Source organism: Nonomuraea sp. NPDC002799 (assembly GCF_053592075.1).
The window spans coordinates 1-16,799 of record NZ_JBSFVA010000012.1 but is presented as its reverse complement, the minus strand read 5'-3'; the positions used below and the strand labels follow the sequence as shown (position 1 = coordinate 16,799).

Below are 16,799 nucleotides of genomic sequence, written 5' to 3'. Positions count from 1 at the left end.
GCTTCTCCTCCTCAGGCTTTGAGACCGGTGAACGCGATGCCCTGCAGGATGCGGCGCTGGAAGACCAGCAGCACGGCGATCACCGGCAGGACGGCGAGCGTGGCGCCCGCCATGATGTAGTAGGCGCGGCCGCCGTCGGGGCTGGCCACGAGCTGCTGCAACGCCAGCGGCAGCGTGTAGAGCTCGGGGTCGTTGGTCACGAGCAGCGGCCAGACCAGGTCGTTCCAGTGGAACAGGAAGCTGGTGATCGTGACGACCGCCAGCACCGGCTTCGACAGCGGCAGCACGATCCGCCAGAAGATCTGCATCCGGCCGGCGCCGTCGATGAGCGCGGCCTCCTCCAGCTCGGCCGGGATCGACAGGAAGAACTGGCGCAGCAGGAAGATGTCCAGCACCGAGGCGATGTTCGGGACGATGAGCCCCCACCCGGAGTCGAACATGCCGAGCGACTGCGTGACGTGGATGCGCGGCACCAGGAGCGTGATCGCGGGCACCATCATGCCGCCCAGCATGATCACGAAGAGCCGGTCGCGGCCGGGGAACGGGATGCGCGCGAACGCGTACGCGGCCAGCGCGTCGATCAGCAGCTTGGCCGGCACCAGGATCGCGCACACCCAGACGCTGTTGACGAACGCGTTCCCGAGCCCGCCGACGCCGAGCACGTAGTCGTAGTTGTCCAGGGTGGCCGCCCACTCGCCGGTCTTCTTGTCCAGCGGCAGCAGGTTGGGCACCTTGCTGTAGATGTCCTGGCCGTGCTTGAACGAGGTGGCCAGCATCCACAGGAACGGCACCACCGACACGGCCGCCAGCAGCACCAGCGCCACGTAGACGGAGATCCTGCGCCCCTTGATCATGACGCCTCCTGCTTGACGAACCGGAACTGCAGCGCGGTGACGATCATGATGAAGACCAGCAGCACGAACGACATCGCGCAGGCCGCGCCCATCGCGTCGTACCGGAAGGCGAACAGGTACAGGTGCAGCACGTAGGTCAGGCCCGACTGCTCGGGGCCGCCGGTGACGCTGCGCCCGTTGCCCGAGAAGATCACGTACACCAGGCCGAACACCTGCAACGCGGCGATCACGCCCGTCACCAGCAGGTAGAACGTGGTCGGCCGGAGCATCGGGAACGTCACCCGCCAGAACCGCTGCCAGGGGCCGGCCCCGTCGATGATCGCCGCCTCCTGGATGGCGCCGGGAATGCCCTTCAGCCCCGCCAGGTAGATGATCATCGAGATGCCGCACTGCCAGGCCGCGATGAAGGCCAGCGCGGGGATGACCAGCTCGGGGGTGTTGAGCCAGTTCTGCCCCGGGATGCCGACGACGCCCAGCAACGTGTTGATCAGGCCGTACTGCGGGTCGTAGAGCCAGCGCCAGATGGCGCCGACCGCCGCCTCGGCCGTGACGACCGGCAGGAACAGCAGCAGCCGGAACACGTTCGCGCCGCGCCGGATCCCGTTCAGCAGCAGCGCCTGCACCAGCGCGGCGACCATGGTCAGCGGCACGGCGATCAGCGTGTACTGCAGCGTGACCCGCACCGACTTCCAGAAGTGCGGATACTTCACGTCGTCGAAGATCAGGTCCGTGTAGTTGGCCAGGCCCACCCAGGCGGCGTCGGAACGCAGGTTCCAGTCGGTGAAGCTGTAGTACAGCGCGGACAACGCCGGATACAGCAGGAAGACCAGGAAGTAGGCGAGCGCCGGCGCGATCAGCGACCAGCCGATGAGATGGTCCCGCCGCCGGGCCGTACGGCGGCGGGCCCGCTTGCCCGGCCCCGCCGCCCGGCCGCCCGCCGGCGACCGGCCCGCCAGTACGGGTGCGGTCACGTCAGCCGTTCCAGCCGAGCAGGGAACGGGTCTTGGCCGCCGCGTCCGTCAGCGCCTGCTGGGCCGTGACCTTGCCGACCAGCGCCGACTCGATCGCCGGGGCGATGATCTCGTCGTTGACCTGGATCCACTGCGGCACGGCGGGCCTGGCGTGCGCCACCTTGAGCTGCTCCAGGAACGCCGCCTGCTCCGGCCCGCCCGCGACCACCTGCGCCTTGAGGTGGATGGGGAACCCGCCGAGCGCGTCGGCGACGACGCCGTTGTTGTCGGCGTTGCCGAGGAAGGCCAGCCACTTCCACGCCAGGTCGGCGTTCTTGCTGGTGGAGAAGACCACCGAGTCCTCGCCGCCGATGTTGCCGGCCGGCTCGCTCTTGTACGGCAGCGGCGCCACCCCGAAGTCGAGGTCGGGGAACTGCTCGTGGATCGTCGGCACGTCCCAGGGGCCGGAGATGGTCATGGCCGCCAGGCCGTTCTCGAACGGCTTGTCCGAGTCGGTGATCTTGCGGGGCGACGACTTCAGCAGGTCCGCCCAGAGTTGCAGCGCCTCCACGGCCGGCGGCTGGTCGAAGAGCACCTTCTTGCCCGCGTCGTCCACCATCTGGCCGCCCGCGCCGTGCACGATCCCGGGGAACATCCAGGCGCCGTAGCCGTCGCCCTTGGGCACGTTCATGCCGGCCACGTTCGCGTCGGCGGCGTGCACCTGGGCGGCCGTCGCCTTCAGCTCGTCCCAGGTCTTCGGCGGGGCCGGCACCAGCTTCTTGTTGTAGAACAGCGCGACCGTGGTCTGGTCCTGGGGCAGTCCGTAGAGCTTGCCGTTCGCGCGGTTGGTGTCGAGGGCGCCCTTGTAGTAGTCGGCCTCGTTGATCAGGCCGGCGGGCACTTCCTTGATCGTGCCGTCCAGGGCGTACTTGGAGACCAGGGGCTGGTCGAGGATGCCCGCGTCGGGCGCGCTCTTGCTGGCCACGGCGCTGCCCAGCTTGGTGTTGTAGTCGTCCTTCGGGATCTTGACGAGCTTGACCGTGACACCCGGGTTGGCCTTCTCGAAGTCCTTGCGGACCTTCTCCACGACCTGCCCGGCCTGCGGGGTGCGGTCCTGGTACATCCAGAAGGTCAGCTCCTTGGCGGCGTCCGATCCCTGCTCGCCGCCACCGCCGCCAGCGCCGCCGCACGCGGCCAGCCCGGTCGCGAGCAGCGTCGCGAGCCCGGCCACGACGGCGCCTCGCACAAGTCCTCGGCTCATTGTCGTCTCCTCATCGGGGGGATGGCCAGAACATAATCTAAGCCTCGAAAAAAGTCAGGGGCCGCCCGGAAACGCTTCGGTAACGGGGGTCCAGGCCCTCGTGTGGCACTTTTCGGGCCCTGAACTAACATGGCGGAGCGATTCACGGAGTAGGACGGGGACACGGATGGGCACGTCAGGGCGCAGGACCGTACGGGATCTTCGCCGGGGGAACCGGGCGATGTTGCTGCGCTCGCTCTACTTCAGCGGTGCGGCCAGCCGCAACGAGCTCTCGGCGGCGACCGGGCTGAGCGCGGCCACGGTCAGCACCATGACCGGCGACCTGCTGGCCGACAACGTGATCGTCGAGGCCGGCCAGGTCGACTCCGACGGCGGCCGGCCGCGCGTGCTGCTCAAGGTCAACCCCGCCTACGGCTACGCCGTCGGCGTCGACGTGGGGGAGACGCAGGTCAAGGTCGAGCTGTTCGACCTGGAGATGAAGGAGCGCGCCAGGGCGCACTACGCGGTCCGCTCGGCCAAGCACGACCCCGAGCTGGTCGCCCGCCACATCCTGACCGGCGTCGACGCCGTGATCGCCGAGGGCGAGATCTCCCCCGAGCAGGTGCTCGGCGTGGGCGTCGGCGTCCCCGGCATCGTCGGGCCGGGACCCGACGCGCTGGTGTCGGCCAAGACGTTCGGCTGGCAGGCGGTGCCGCTCGGCGCGCTGCTGCGCGCGGGCACCCCGCTGCCGCTCTTCGTCGACAACGGCGCCAAGACGATGGGGCAGGCCGAGCTCTGGTTCGGCTCGGGCAAGGGCACCAGGGACGCGATCATCGTGCTCATGGGCTCCGGCGTCGGCGGCACGATCGTCATCGACGGCGACATCTACCGGGGCGCGGGCAAGGCCGCCGGCGAGGTCGGCCATCTGAAGATCGTGGCCGGTGGGCGGACCTGCCGGTGCGGGGCGCGCGGCTGCCTGGAGGCCTACCTCGGGGCCGAGGCCATCCTCGACCGCGCCGGCGTGGTGGCCGACTCCGCCGACGAGGAGGCCGCGCTGGCCAAGCTGCTCGAAGCGGGCTCCCCGGTCATCGGCGAGAGCGTCGAGCTGCTGGGGGTGGGCCTGTCGAGCCTGGTGCACCTGTTCAACCCCGAGCGCATCGTCATCGGCGGCTGGGCGGGGCTCATGCTGGGCGGGCGGCTGCTGGCCGGCATCAGGGCGGCCACGGCGGCGAACACGCAGGCCCAGCCGTTCCAGCCGGAGACGGTCGTGCTCGGGCGGCTCGGACCCGACGCCGTGGCGCTGGGCGCGGCCACGCTGGTCATCGAGCCGTTCTTCCGGGACGCCGCGTTTCGGGGAGCTGTCCCCACTATTGCGTGAGCGTTAAATCAAGCATTGACATAAGTGCAAGGCGCAGGCACGCTCTGCTCGATAGAGCGCTCTCTCACCACCCCCCAGTTCGTGAGGAGAAGCAGTGCACCCGCGCCGAAGTCCCGCCCTCATCTGGGCTTTCATCGCCGCTCTGATCCTGCCGGTCCTGGTCGCAGGGCCCGCGCGGGCGGCCGACCCGCTCCTGTCGCAAGGCAGGACCGCGACCGCCTCCTCGTCCGAGGGCGCCGGCACCGCCGCGTCGGCGGCGGTGGACGGCAACACGGGAACGCGCTGGTCCAGCGCGTTCAGCGACCCGCAGTGGATCCAGGTCGACCTGGGCGCCACCGCCGACGTCACCGGCGTCGTGCTCCAGTGGGAGGCCGCCTACGCCACCGCCTTCCGCGTCCAGGTCTCCAACGACGCCTCCGCCTGGACCGACGTCTACGCGACCACGACCGGGACCGGCGGCACCCAGACCCTCGCCGTCTCGGGCAGCGGACGTTACGTCCGCGTGCACGGCACCGCCCGCGCCACCGCCTACGGCTACTCGCTCTGGGAGTTCCAGGTCTACGGCACCACGGGCACCGCGGCCTGCGGCACCGCCAACGCCGCGCTCAACCGCCCGGCCACCGCGTCGTCGTCCGAGGGCGCCGGCACCGCCGCGTCGGCCGCCGTGGACGGCAACGCCGGCACCCGCTGGTCCAGCACGTTCAGCGACCCGCAGTGGATCCAGGTGGACCTGGGCTCGGCCCAGCAGATCTGCCAGGTGGTGCTCCAGTGGGAGGCCGCCTACGCGAGGTCGTTCCGCGTCCAGGTCTCCAACGACGCCTCCGCCTGGACCGACCTCTACGCGACCACGACCGGCACCGGCGGCACACAGACCCTCGCCGTGACGGGCAACGGCCGCTACGTCCGCGTGCACGCCACCGTCAGGGCCACCGCCTACGGCTACTCGCTCTGGGAGCTCGTCGTGCGGACCACGGGCACGACCACCCCGCCGGGCGGCGGCGACCTCGGCCCCAACGTGCACGTCTTCGACCCGTCCATGTCATCGGCGAGCATCCAGGCCACGCTCGACTCGACCTTCGCACAGATGGAGTCCAACCAGTTCGGCCTCCAGCGGCACGCCCTGCTGTTCAAGCCGGGCAGCTACAACGTCACCGCCAACATCGGCTTCTACACCTCGATCATGGGGCTCGGCCGCAACCCCGACGACGTCACCATCAACGGCCAGGTCCGGGTGGACGCCGGCTGGTTCGGCGGCAACGCCACCCAGAACTTCTGGCGCTCGGCCGAGAACCTGTCGATCACGCCGTCCGGCGGCACCAACCAGTGGGCGGTCTCGCAGGCGGCGCCGTTCCGGCGCGTCCACGTCAGGGGCAACCTCAACCTGGCGCCCACCGGGTACGGCTGGGCCAGCGGCGGCTACATCGCCGACAGCCGGATCGACGGGACGGTGCAGCCGTACTCCCAGCAGCAGTGGTTCACCCGCGACAGCACCATCGGCGGCTGGCTCAACGGCGTGTGGAACATGGTCTTCTCCGGCGTCGCCGGCGCCCCCGCGCAGGGCTTCCCCGAGCCGCCGTACACGACGCTCGACACCAGCCCCGTGACCAGGGAGAAGCCCTTCCTGTACGTGGACGCGTCCGGGAACTACCAGGTCTTCGTCCCGGCCCTGCGGCAGAACACCCGCGGCGTGAACTGGCCCGGCTCCGGCGGCTCGATCCCGCTCAGCCAGTTCTACGTCGCCAAGCCGTCCGACACCGCCGCCACCATCAACGCGGCGCTCGCCTCCGGCCTGAACCTGCTGTTCACGCCCGGCGTCTATCACGTCGGCCAGACCATCAACGTCACCCGGCCCGACACGGTCGTGCTCGGCCTCGGCTACGCCACGATCATCCCCGACAACGGCGTCGTGCCCATGCGGCTCGCCGACGTGAACGGGATCAAGGTCGCCGGCCTGCTGTTCGACGCCGGCAGCGTCAACTCACCCATCCTGATGGAGGTCGGCCCGTCCGGGTCGAGCGCCTCGCACGCCGCCGACCCCATCTCGATCCAGGACGTGTTCTTCCGCATCGGCGGCGCCCACGCGGGCAAGGCCACCACGAGCCTGGTCGTGAACAGCGACCACACGATCATCGACCACATCTGGGCCTGGCGCGGCGACCACGGCGCCGGCATCGGCTGGACCGTCAACACCGCCGACACCGGGCTGATCGTCAACGGCGACGACGTCACCGCCTACGGGCTGTTCGTCGAGCACTACCAGAAGTACCAGGTCATCTGGAACGGGCAGCGCGGCAAGACGATCTTCTTCCAGAACGAGATGCCGTACGACCCGCCGAACCAGGCCGCCTGGATGAACGGCGGCACCCGCGGCTACGCCGCCTACAAGGTCGCCGACTCCGTCACCTCGCACGAGGCGTGGGGGCTGGGGGCGTACTGCTACTTCAACGTCGATCCCAGCGTCGTGGCCGAGCGCGGCTTCGAGGCGCCGGTCAACGCCGGCGTGCGCTTCCACGACCTGCTCACCGTCTCGCTCGGCGGCAACGGGACGATCGCCCATGTCATCAACAACACGGGAGGACCCGCGCAGGGCACGGACACGATCCCGGTGAAGGTCGTCACCTTCCCCTGATCTTGATGACCGCTTACGGCTGACGCAGGCGCACGACGTCGGGGCTCAGCTCGGCGACGCCGCCGACGCCCAGCAGCTGCAGGGTGCGTACGAGCTCGGCGTGCAGCAGGTCCAGCACCCGCCGCACGCCGGGCTCACCGCCGGCCATCAGCCCGTACAGGTAGGCCCGGCCGACGAAGCACGCCCGGGCGCCGAGCGCCACCGCGGCGGCGACGTCGGCCCCGCTGCGGACGCCCCCGTCGAGGAAGACCTCGGTGCGGTCGCCGACGGCGGCCACCACGTGGGGCAGCAGCTCCAGCGGAGTGGGAGCGCGGTCGAGCTGCCGGCCGCCGTGGTTGGACACGACCAGGCCGTCCACCCCGGCGGCGGCCAGGTCCTTGGCGTCGTCGACCCGCTGCACCCCCTTGACCAGCAGCCGCCCCTGCCACGCCGACCGGATCCACTCCAGGTCCCCGATCGTCACCGACGGGTCGAACATCAGGTTCGTGATCCCGGCCAAATCGCCGGGCGCGCCCTCCACGGTGGCGAAGGTGAGCGGCTCGCCGGTCAGGAAGTCGAACCACCACGCCGGATGCCGCAGCGCCTGCAGCGCGCTGCGCCAGCGCAGGGACGGCGGGACCGTCAGGCCGTGCCGAACGTCCCGCAGCCGGGCCCCGGCCACCGGCACGTCCACGGTCACCACCAGCACGTCCATGCCCGCCGCGCGGGCCATGGCCAGCGTGTCCAGGGTGCGGGCGCGGTCGCGGACGACGTAGAGCTGGAACCAGTTCCAGCCGCCGGGCGCGGCGGCGGCCACGCCGGCGGCGGTCGTGGTGCCCATGGTGGACAGCGTGTAGGGGACGGCGGCCCGCTCGGCCGCGCGCGCCACGGCCGGCTCGCCCGCGCGATGCATCATCCGGGTGAACCCGGTGGGGCCGAGCACGACCGGCATCCCGATCCGCCGGCCCAGGATCTCGACCTCGGTCGGCGCCCGCGCCACGTCGCGCAGGACCCGCGGGCTGAACTCCACCCGGTCGAACGCCGCCACGGCCCTGGCCATCGACCGCTCGCCCTCGGCCGCGCCGTCCACGTAGTCGAAGACCATCCGCGGGGCCCGGCGCATGGCGAGCAGGCGCAGGTCGGCGACGTCGGCGGCGGCGGCCACCCGCTGTGCCATGGACAGGCGGGGCCGCCGAGGCAGGACGGTCCGCAGCTCCCGCCACCGGGGCAGGCGCCTGGGGTCCTTCGCGGGTGTGTCGATGTCCAGGACGGTACCAAACGGGCGGTCCCGTACGGTGGAGTGATGATCGAGGACTGGGTCCGGCTGGCGGGCGGCTCGCCCGCCGCCCTCGCGACCGGCGCCGAGCTGATCGCCCGCTGGTCCGAGCCGCACCGCCGCTACCACGACCGCGCTCACCTGGCCGCCGTGCTCGGCGCGATCACCCCGCTCGGCGACGAGGCCGGCGACCTCACGGCCGTGCGGCTGGCGGCCTGGTTCCACGACGCGGTCTACGACGGCAGGCCCGGCCGGGACGAGGAGCGCAGCGCCCAGCTCGCCCAGGCCCTGCTGCCGCGCTGCGGCGTGCCCGCCGGGCGGATCGCCGAGGTCGCCAGGCTGGTCCGCCTCACGGCCGCCCACGACACGCTGACCGGCGGCGACGCGAACGGCGCCGTCCTGTGCGACGCGGACCTGGCCGTGCTCGGCAGCCCTGGCTATCCGGCCTACGCGGCCGCCATCCGGCAGGAGTACGCCCACGTGCCGGACGAGGCGTTCCGGCAGGGCCGGGCGGAGGTGCTGCGCCGGCTGCTGGCGGTGCCGCGCCTCTACCGGACCCGCCGGGCGGCCGAGCTGTGGGAGGAACGGGCCCGCGCCAACATGACGGCCGAGCTAGCGGCGCTTGCGGCGGCGCAACCCGGCGGCGATGAGCCGCCTTAACAACTCGCGCGAGCTCACCGCCTCCGCCCCCAGGGCCACCGCGTGGGCGTGCACGGTCTCCGGCACGTCGTAGTGATCCCGGTCGAACGCCCGCTCCGGCACCCCCAGCCGCGCCGCGAAGGCGTGCAACTCCTCCAGAGAGCTGTCGCTGACCAGGTGCGACCACATCAGGTCGCGCGGCCCCGGCCAGTGGGGCGGGTCGATCAGAACGGTCACGTCGTCAAGGGTAGGACCCTGCCGCGCACGCTCAGCTCCCCGAGTCCGGCGACGACGACGTGGGCGCCCGGATCCACCGGGCCGCCGCCGTCCCCGGCCACCGCCACGACCAGCCCGAACCCGCCCTTCGCGGCCGCCTCGATCCCCGGCAGCGCCGACACCGCCACCGCCACCCTGGCGGCGGGCAGATCCAGCCGGCGGGCGGTCTCCAGGAAGAGCGCGGGGTCGGGCGTTCCCGGCAGGTTCATCAGCGCGGCGTCGTTGCCGTCGACCATCAGGTCGAACAGGTGCATGACACCCGCCGAGCCCACCAGCTTGCGCCCGTGCAGGCTGGCGGAGACGGCCGCCGTGCGGGCGCCCCGCCGCCGCAGCTCGTGCAGCAGCGCCACCGTCGAGGGGAACGACGCCACCCCGTACTTGTCCACCTGCTCCACGAAGACGCGGTCCTTGGCCAGGCCGAGCCCGTGCACGGTCGGCGCGCCCGGCTCGTCGTCGGGCGAGCCCTCCGGCACGATGATGCCGCGCGCGGCCAGGAAGGTGCGGATGCCGTCGAGCCGCGGCCGTCCGTCCACGTGGCGGAGATAGTCGTCGCGGATGTCGAACGGCTCGGAGCGGCCACGCAGGAACGCGTCGAAGACATGTTTCCAGGCGGCCGCGTGCCCCCGAGCGGTGTCGGTCACCACGCCGTCGGTGTCGAACACGACGGCGCCGACCGAGGTGAGGTCGATGACAGGCTCGTTCACACTGCGAACGTAGCCGCTCTACCAGGAGACCGGTAGCTCCTTGACACCGTAGACAATAGCGAGCTCCCTGAACGGCACCTCGCCCGCGACGCGCAGATCGGGAAAGCGGCGCAGCAGGGCAGGAAACGCGATGCGCATCTCCATCTGCGCCAGCGGCGCGCCGATGCAGCGGTGGATGCCGTGCCCGAACGCCAGATGCGAGCCCGCCGTCTCCCTGCCCGGCCGCACCTCGTCCATGTCGCCGCCGATCGCCGGGTCGCGGTTGGCGCCGGTGAGCGAGCAGAGCACCATCTCGCCCTTCTTGATCGTCACCCCGCGCAGCTCCAGGTCGTCGCGGGCGAAACGCGGGAAGGCCACCTGGACGACGGTCATGTACCGCAGCAGTTCCTCGACCACGTCGACGACGTAGCCGTCGACCTCGCGCACCTTCGCGGCCTGCTCGGGGTTGCGCAGCAGCCACAGGGTGCCCAGGGCGAGCATGCTCGTGCTGGTGTCGTGCCCGCCGGTCAGCAGCCCGTCGGCCATGCTGGCCAGCGTGCGGTCGTCGAGCTCGTCGCCGTGCTCGCGCAGCAACTGTCCCAGCAGGCCGTCGCCCGGGGCCTGCCGCTCGCGGGCGACGAGGTCCGTCAGGTACGCCATCGCGTCGTTGATGGCCTGCAGCGACGCCTCGGGACCCGCGGTGAAGTCGAAGCGGTCCTTGCTGATCTTCACGAAGCCGGCCCGCTCCTCGTACGGGACGCCGAGCAGCTCGCACACCACCAGGGACGGGAGCGGCAGCGCGAACTCCGCCACCAGGTCCACCGGCCCGCCCGCGGCGCCCTTGGCCTCCATCCGGTCCAGGTACTCCTCGACCAGGGCCTCGATGCGCGGCTCCAGCCGGCGCAGCCGCCGCATGGTGAACTCGGGGGTCAGGTACTTGCGCAGCCGGGTGTGCTCGGGCGGGTCGCGGAAGCCCAGGCCGCCCGGATCCTCCTGGTTGGAGCCGAGGCCGATGACGCCGGCGAAGTCGTTGCTGAAGCGCTCATGGTCGCTCAGAACGGCGCGGACGTCCTCCCAGCGGGAGACGAGGTAGACCGTCTGGCCGCCGGGGATCTCCATCGGGAAGACGGGGTGCTCGGCTCGGATGCGTCCCAGCTCGCCCACAGGGTCGAAACCGTCACGCATGAACTGCACGAGGGGGAACTCTTCTGTGTCTGACATCGATATCCGTCCTGCTGGGATACATCGCACATGTCGGGATAAATCCCTGCATAGATGGTCCCATCCGGTCGGGTGAATGTTGCCCTCCGAAAGGACGAATTTACCTATCCCCCTGCGGCTCGCCGGGGCCTGAACCCCGGCCGTCGTGCGGGGGCGCCGCCGGGTCGAGCACGGCTGAGCAGGGCGCGGCCGAGCAGGGCGCGGCGGCTTCGTGCTCGCTCGCCCACAGGTCCCATTGTGCGCCCGGCCCGCGCACGGAACCAGCCCGGTCGCAGGGCTCTATCCCTGACGGCACCTGCGGGGAGTGTCAGGCGGGCTGTCAACCGCACGCGTCGGCCGGGGGCCACGGAGCGCCCTCCGTCGAGCCCGCACGACCTCGCCGGGACCAGGCACCGTCCGGAGGCTGAAACAGGAGGTAAAGCAGGGCAAACTGGGGCAGCAGGCGGTGTTTGGCGTACAACATGGCGACATTCTGCGATGATCTCGTCGCATAGAGCCGGAGTTTGAGCCTCACGGATAGTGACTGATGCCGACATTCGACGAAATAGCAGCCTTTATCATCGAGAAGCCGCTCGCGACCGCCGTCATAGCGTTGCTGAGCCTGGCCGGGCTGGTGCTGGCGTTCTTAGTGCTCAGGGTCGCCTGGCGCGTGGTGTCGTGGTTGTTCACCCGATACGTCGCCAACCGGCCCATCGAGGACGTGCTGACCATCGTGGCCGCCTCCATCGCCACCGGCGTGTCCGCACAGGGCATGTGGCGCTTCTCCGGGGACGTCCTGGGCCTGGACGGGCCGCTGAGGCTGCTGCTGTTCGCGTTCATCGAAGTCGCGATCATCACCTCCGCCGTCCGCGCCCGGCGCAACATGCGCGAGAACTTCTCCGCCGGCATCGACGGCATCGCCGTGTGGGCCCTGACCTGCCTGACCGCCGTCCTGTCCAGCATGGACGCGCGCAGCCTGCCCGAGGCGATGTTCAGGCTCGCGGCGCCGCTGGTCGCCGCCTGGTTGTGGGAGCGCGGCATGGCCATCGAACGCCACCGCATCCGCGGCACCGGCCGCATCAACTGGCGCCTGACCCCCGAGCGGCTGATGGTCCGGATGGGGCTGGCCGAGGTCAGCGACCGTACGGCGAGCGACGTCGACGCCCACCGCAGGCTGACCAGGGTCGCGCTGGCCGCCAAGCGCGCCAAGTCGCTGCGCGAGGGCGGCGGCTCCGAGCGCAAGCTGCGCGCCGCGCTGGCCAAGCTCGACAAGGCCATGGACCAGGCCGTCGAGCACACCGGCCTGGCCGTGGACCCGTCCCGCCAGGAGGCGCTGCTGGCCCAGATCGCCGCCCTCTACAACACCTCCGCCCTCATCGACGCCGACCCCCGCGTCCCCTGGGAGCCGCACGCCGACCACCACCCGGTGCCCGCCCGCCCGGCCCTGCCGCCCGCGCTCGCCGAGCTGGTCGACGAGGATGACGAGGACATCGACGTGCTCGACGCCACCCCGCACGTCGTCAGCACGGCCGAGCGCGCGGCCCTCATGCGCGCCGCCCGCGACTACTGGGACCGCCGGATCGCCATGGGCATCGTGCCGCGTACGGTGGACATCGCCCAGGAGATCGGCATCCCCCTGGCCGCGGCGCGCGAGTATCGTGCCCTGTGGAAGCTGGAGCCGCAGGCGCACGCGCTCATCGAGGCGCTGTTCCACCAGCACGGCATCGTCGACACGGGCGCCTTCCCCGCCATCGCGGACGACGGGCGGATGCTGACCACCAAGTCGTAGGGGAGAGCACGGGTGCGGGACCGCACGCTCGAACGCGTCAGGAAGCTCCTGGCCAAGGCCGAACGCACCGACAACGAGCACGAGCGGGCCACGTTCATGGCGGCGGCGTCGGCGCTGATGGCCAAGTACGGCATCGACGCGCTCCCGCCGGCCGGCACCCGGCAGATCCCCGGCGACCGGGTGGTCACGCTGCCCAACCCGTGGGCCCGGGAGAAGGCCCGCCTGGTGAGCCTCGTCGCCCAGGCGGCTCGGTGCCGCCCGCTGCTCATCGGGCGTGGCGCGGAGGGCGGGCAACGGGTGCACGTGTTCGGCTTCGCCGCCGACCTGGAGCGCGCCGATCTGCTCGCCACGTCGCTGCTGCTGCAGATGGCCTCCGGGCTGGCCAAGGTCTCGCCGCCCGAGCACGTCACGGCGGTGCGCGCCTACCGGAGGTCGTGGTTGCTGGGGTTCACGGACGAGGTGTACCGGTTGTTGCGGGCGGCGGAGTCCGCGGCCGAGTCGGTGGCCGAGCAGGCCGGCACGGGGACCGCGCTGGTGCTGGCCGACCGCCGCGCCGAGGTCGAGCGGGCGGTGGCGGCGCACTATCGGGACATCCGGATGAGCGTGCCCAGGACCAGCGGCACCGGTTACCGCGACGGCGTGGCGGCCGGCCGCCACGCGGACCTCGGCCGCACCGGCATGACCACCGAAACGGCCCCCGAACTCACCACCGGCTGACCCGCACAAGGCCACCCGCCGGACGGCACCATCCCGCCGACGGCCTGCCACCGCCGGACGGCGCGATCCCGCCACCGCCGGAGGGTGCCTGAACCGCTGGTCAGCCGAGTGCGGCCGACACCAGCGAGCGGGCCTCCTCCTGCACCTTGGCCAGATGCCCGGGGCCCTTGAAGGACTCGGCGTAGATCTTGTAGACGTCCTCGGTCCCCGACGGCCGGGCCGCGAACCAGGCGTTCTCCGTCGACACCTGCACCCCGCCCAGCGCGGCCTCGTTGCCGGGAGCCGTCGTCCGCACCGACGTGATCGGCTCGCCCGCCAGCGACGTGGCCGTCACCTGCTCGGCGGAGAGCTTGCCCAGCACGGCCTTCTCCTCGCGGGTGGCGGGCGCGTCCACCCGGGCGTACGCGGGCTCGCCGAACCGCTCGGTCAGGTCCCGGTAGCGGGCGCCGGGCGACTCGCCGGTCACGGCCAGGATCTCCGAGGCCAGCAGGGCCAGGATGATGCCGTCCTTGTCGGTGGACCACACCGACCCGTCGCGCCGCAGGAACGACGCCCCCGCGCTCTCCTCGCCGCCGAACCCGAGCGAGCCGTCCAGCAGCCCCGGCACGAACCATTTGAAGCCCACCGGCACCTCGTACAGCCGGCGTCCCAGCGACGCGGTGACGCGGTCGATGATGGCGCTGCTGACCATGGTCTTGCCCACGCCGGCGTCCTGGGGCCAGCCGTCGCGGTGGGCGAACAGGTAGGAGATGGCGACGGCGAGGTAGTGGTTGGGGTTCAGCAGGCCGGAGTCGGGGGTGACGACGCCGTGCCGGTCGGCGTCCGCGTCGTTACCTGTGGCGATATCGTACTTATCCCGATTGGCGATGAGCGAGGCCATCGCGTACGGCGACGAGCAGTCCATCCGGATCTTGCCGTCCCAGTCGAGCGTCATGAACCGCCACGCCGGATCGACCAGGGGGTTGACCACGGTCAGGTCGAGGCGGTGCCGCTCGGCGATCTCCCCCCAGTAGGCCACGCTCGCGCCGCCCAGCGGATCGGCCCCGATCCGCACCCCGGCCGCCCTGATCGCGTCCAGGTCCAGCACGGACGGCAGGTCGTCCACGTACGTGCCGAGGAAGTCGTAACGCCCGGCCGCGCGCACGGCCCGCGCGTACGGGACGCGCGACACGTTCTTCAGCCCGGCCGCCAGCAGGTGGTTGGCCCGGTCCTGGATCCACGTGGTGGCGTCGGTGCCGGCGGGCCCGCCGTGCGGCGGGTTGTACTTGAAGCCGCCGTCGCCCGGCGGGTTGTGCGACGGCGTGACGACGACGCCGTCGGCGAGACCGGTGTCGCGGCCCTGGTTGTGCCGCAGGATGGCGTGCGAGACGGCCGGCGTCGGCGTGTAGCCGTCGCGCGCGTCGATCAGCACCTCGACCCCGTTGGCCGCGAACACCTCCAGCGCCGACACCCGGGCCGGCTCCGACAGCGCGTGCGTGTCGATGCCGAGGAACAGCGGCCCGTCGGTGCCCTGGGCGCGCCGGTATTCGCAGATGGCCTGGCTCGTGGCCAGGATGTGGTCCTCGTTGAACGCGACGTTCAGCGACGACCCCCGATGCCCCGACGTGCCGAACGCGACCCGCTGCCCCACCTCGCCGGGGTCGGGGTGCAGGGCGTAGTAGGAGGTCACCAGCCTGGCGACGTCGACCAGGTCGGCGGGCTGAGCGGGCTGTCCCGCGCGTTCGTGGGTCATGCAGCGACTTTACCGAAGGTCCACAGAAAGCCTTGGCCTTCAGGCCGGGGATGAATGTGGTCTCCGAAGGGGATGGCCCGGCGGAGGTGGGGTATCCCGGAGCGCGTGGCGCGGACCCTGAAGCGGTCAGGTGGGGCGGCGCTGTTGTTCGATGTAGGTCTTGATGATGGTGAGCGGGGCTCCGCCGCAGGATGCGGCGAGGTAGGACGGCGACCAGAAGTGGCCCTTCATGTGGATGTGGTTGGCGCGGTCGGTGAACTCTTTGCGCAGGTAGAGGGATGAGACGCCCTTGAGGGAGTTGACGAGTTTGGAGATGGCCATCTTGGGCGGGTAGTGGACGAGCAGGTGGACGTGGTCGTCTTCGCCGTTGAACTCGCGTAGTTCGGCCTCAAAGCTGTCGCATACCTCGATCATGATCTCTTCGCAGCGGCGCAGCATCTCGTCGTTGAAGACGTTGCGCCGGTATGTGGTCACGAAGACCAGATGGACGTGCATCGCGGAAACCACCTGCCTGCCGCGTCGGTATTCCCCTTCGTGACTCATAGACCAGATGATAATGTGTTCGAATTGGTGGGGCGCAGGCAGCCGGGAGGGGGTGTCTGACGGTGCTGGCGGGGCGGAAGTATCGGGTGGAGTTCGACTTCGGGCAGCGGATCTTCGCTGAGCGGCTGGGCGGGATCTGCCGCAGCGTGTGGAACACCGGTCTCCAACAGCGCCGCGAGTACCGCAAGCGGGGCGGGCACCTCGGCTACGCCGAGCAGTGCGCGCAACTCGCCGACGCCAAGAAGGACCCGTACTGCGCCTGGCTGGCCGACGCTCCCGCCCAGGTCATCCAGCAAACCCTCAAAGACCTGGATCAGGCGTGCCGTCGACACGGCACCTGGAAGGTCAACTGGAAGTCGAAAACCCGGTGGAAGCCGTCATTTCGGTTCCCCACCGCGAAACACATCCCGGTGGAGCGGATCAACCGCACGTGGGGGCGGGTGTTCTTGCCCAAATTCGGGTGGGTGAAGTTCCGGATGTCGCGTCCGCTGGGTGGGGTGGTGAGATCGGCGACCGTCTCCCTCGACGGCGGACATGGGTTCATCAGCTTCCTTGTCGAGGACGGGCTGGGGCAGGCCGGACATCATGTCCATCCCGAGCGGAAGGCCGGGGTGGACCGGGGTGTGATCACCGCCGCCGTCACCTCCGACGGGGAGTTCTTCGATCGTCGCCACGCCGGCACCGATGGTGTCTCCAGCCGGGTGGCACCCCCGGTCGCCAGGAAGGACCGGGTATCGGATCTGGGGTATCTCACCCCCGGTGAGGCGACACGATATCTGTGGCTTCAGCGCCGGCTGGCCCGCAGCGTGAAGGGCTCCAAGCGGCGCAAGGTGATCATCGCCCGGTTGGGTGAGATCATGCGCCGGGTCAGATGGCGGCGCAGCGACTTCAACGCCCAGGCCGCGCACCGTCTG

General features: G+C 71.0%; 15 protein-coding genes. 6 read left to right on the top strand and 9 right to left on the bottom strand.

Going from position 1 to position 16,799, the window contains the following annotated elements; all coding sequences use genetic code 11:
- Positions 1-11 precede the first annotated feature (11 nt).
- The 3 genes from ACWD0F_RS22390 to ACWD0F_RS22380 are packed head-to-tail and all read right to left on the bottom strand — an operon-like array spanning position 12 to position 3,065.
- The gene (locus tag ACWD0F_RS22390; RefSeq protein ID WP_449878347.1) at positions 12-854 is read right to left on the bottom strand and encodes a carbohydrate ABC transporter permease; all 843 of its coding nucleotides are present in this window, start codon (positions 852-854) and stop codon (positions 12-14) included.
- Entirely contained in the window at positions 851-1,825 is a 975-nt protein-coding gene (locus tag ACWD0F_RS22385) for a carbohydrate ABC transporter permease (protein ID WP_449878345.1), read from the bottom strand. The genes ACWD0F_RS22390 and ACWD0F_RS22385 overlap by 4 nt, the downstream gene beginning before the upstream one ends.
- Position 1,826: 1 nt before the next feature.
- The gene (locus ACWD0F_RS22380; protein ID WP_449878343.1) at positions 1,827-3,065 is read right to left on the bottom strand and encodes an ABC transporter substrate-binding protein; all 1,239 of its coding nucleotides are present in this window, start codon (positions 3,063-3,065) and stop codon (positions 1,827-1,829) included.
- A gap of 166 nt (positions 3,066-3,231) precedes the next feature.
- Here ACWD0F_RS22380 and ACWD0F_RS22375 point away from each other — a divergent pair, with 166 nt between their 5' ends.
- Positions 3,232-4,422: an ROK family protein gene (locus ACWD0F_RS22375; protein WP_449878341.1), complete on the top strand. Its 1,191-nt coding sequence runs from the start codon at positions 3,232-3,234 to the stop codon at positions 4,420-4,422.
- A gap of 94 nt (positions 4,423-4,516) precedes the next feature.
- On the top strand, positions 4,517-7,051 hold the full coding sequence (locus tag ACWD0F_RS22370) for a discoidin domain-containing protein (RefSeq protein ID WP_449878339.1): 2,535 nt from the start codon (positions 4,517-4,519) through the stop codon (positions 7,049-7,051).
- 13 nt (positions 7,052-7,064) lie between these two features.
- On the opposite strand, the gene ACWD0F_RS22365 is transcribed toward ACWD0F_RS22370, so the two are convergent.
- Complete coding sequence (locus ACWD0F_RS22365; RefSeq protein WP_449878337.1) at positions 7,065-8,207, bottom strand: alpha-hydroxy acid oxidase; 1,143 nt, start codon at positions 8,205-8,207, stop codon at positions 7,065-7,067.
- Between the two features lie 126 nt (positions 8,208-8,333).
- On the opposite strand from ACWD0F_RS22365, the gene ACWD0F_RS22360 reads away from it, so the two are divergent.
- Positions 8,334-8,966 carry an HD domain-containing protein gene (locus ACWD0F_RS22360; RefSeq protein ID WP_449878335.1) on the top strand — a complete coding sequence of 211 codons (633 nt, stop codon included), beginning with the start codon at positions 8,334-8,336 and terminating at the stop codon, positions 8,964-8,966.
- On the opposite strand, the gene ACWD0F_RS22355 is transcribed toward ACWD0F_RS22360, so the two are convergent.
- From ACWD0F_RS22355 to ACWD0F_RS22345, 3 genes are read right to left on the bottom strand one after another with little or no spacing between them, the layout of a single operon-like run.
- Positions 8,919-9,182, bottom strand: coding sequence for a DUF4031 domain-containing protein (locus ACWD0F_RS22355; protein WP_449878333.1), 264 nt, complete (start codon positions 9,180-9,182; stop codon positions 8,919-8,921). The two genes, ACWD0F_RS22360 and ACWD0F_RS22355, sit on opposite strands and share 48 nt — an antisense overlap.
- On the bottom strand, positions 9,179-9,925 hold the full coding sequence (locus tag ACWD0F_RS22350) for an HAD family hydrolase (protein ID WP_449878332.1): 747 nt from the start codon (positions 9,923-9,925) through the stop codon (positions 9,179-9,181). The genes ACWD0F_RS22355 and ACWD0F_RS22350 overlap by 4 nt, the downstream gene beginning before the upstream one ends.
- An 18-nt stretch (positions 9,926-9,943) precedes the next feature.
- Entirely contained in the window at positions 9,944-11,125 is a 1,182-nt protein-coding gene (locus ACWD0F_RS22345) for a cytochrome P450 (RefSeq protein WP_449878330.1), read from the bottom strand.
- Between the two features lie 526 nt (positions 11,126-11,651).
- Between ACWD0F_RS22345 and ACWD0F_RS22340 the strand changes: the two genes are divergently transcribed.
- Both ACWD0F_RS22340 and ACWD0F_RS22335 read left to right on the top strand, forming a co-directional pair.
- A complete protein-coding gene (locus ACWD0F_RS22340; RefSeq protein ID WP_449878328.1) occupies positions 11,652-12,893 on the top strand; it encodes a hypothetical protein in 1,242 nt (413 codons plus the stop codon).
- A gap of 12 nt (positions 12,894-12,905) precedes the next feature.
- Positions 12,906-13,610, top strand: coding sequence for a DUF2786 domain-containing protein (locus ACWD0F_RS22335; protein WP_449878326.1), 705 nt, complete (start codon positions 12,906-12,908; stop codon positions 13,608-13,610).
- Positions 13,611-13,710: 100 nt separating this feature from the next.
- Here ACWD0F_RS22335 and pgm read toward each other — a convergent pair whose 3' ends face one another.
- Positions 13,711-15,342: a phosphoglucomutase (alpha-D-glucose-1,6-bisphosphate-dependent) gene (gene pgm / locus ACWD0F_RS22330; RefSeq protein WP_449878324.1), complete on the bottom strand. Its 1,632-nt coding sequence runs from the start codon at positions 15,340-15,342 to the stop codon at positions 13,711-13,713.
- 126 nt (positions 15,343-15,468) lie between these two features.
- Positions 15,469-15,885, bottom strand: a complete 417-nt coding sequence (gene tnpA, locus ACWD0F_RS22325; RefSeq protein WP_449878323.1) for an IS200/IS605 family transposase — start codon at positions 15,883-15,885, stop codon at positions 15,469-15,471.
- Positions 15,886-15,947: 62 nt separating this feature from the next.
- Here tnpA and ACWD0F_RS22320 point away from each other — a divergent pair.
- Positions 15,948-16,799: RNA-guided endonuclease InsQ/TnpB family protein (locus ACWD0F_RS22320; protein WP_449878321.1), on the top strand; the 852-nt coding region annotated here is incomplete at its 3' end.

Bases quoted from the DNA above. Each gene is read 5' to 3' on its own strand.
- ACWD0F_RS22390 (WP_449878347.1), bottom strand. From the start codon at position 854: ATGATCAAGGGGCGCAGGATCTCCGTCTACGTGGCGCTGGTGCTGCTG.
- ACWD0F_RS22380 (WP_449878343.1), bottom strand. From the start codon at position 3,065: ATGAGCCGAGGACTTGTGCGAGGCGCCGTCGTGGCCGGGCTCGCGACG.
- ACWD0F_RS22375 (WP_449878341.1), top strand. From the start codon at position 3,232: ATGGGCACGTCAGGGCGCAGGACCGTACGGGATCTTCGCCGGGGGAAC.
- ACWD0F_RS22365 (WP_449878337.1), bottom strand. From the start codon at position 8,207: ATGGCACAGCGGGTGGCCGCCGCCGCCGACGTCGCCGACCTGCGCCTG.
- ACWD0F_RS22360 (WP_449878335.1), top strand. From the start codon at position 8,334: ATGATCGAGGACTGGGTCCGGCTGGCGGGCGGCTCGCCCGCCGCCCTC.
- ACWD0F_RS22345 (WP_449878330.1), bottom strand. From the start codon at position 11,125: ATGTCAGACACAGAAGAGTTCCCCCTCGTGCAGTTCATGCGTGACGGT.
- ACWD0F_RS22340 (WP_449878328.1), top strand. From the start codon at position 11,652: ATGCCGACATTCGACGAAATAGCAGCCTTTATCATCGAGAAGCCGCTC.
- pgm (WP_449878324.1), bottom strand. From the start codon at position 15,342: ATGACCCACGAACGCGCGGGACAGCCCGCTCAGCCCGCCGACCTGGTC.
- tnpA (WP_449878323.1), bottom strand. From the start codon at position 15,885: ATGAGTCACGAAGGGGAATACCGACGCGGCAGGCAGGTGGTTTCCGCG.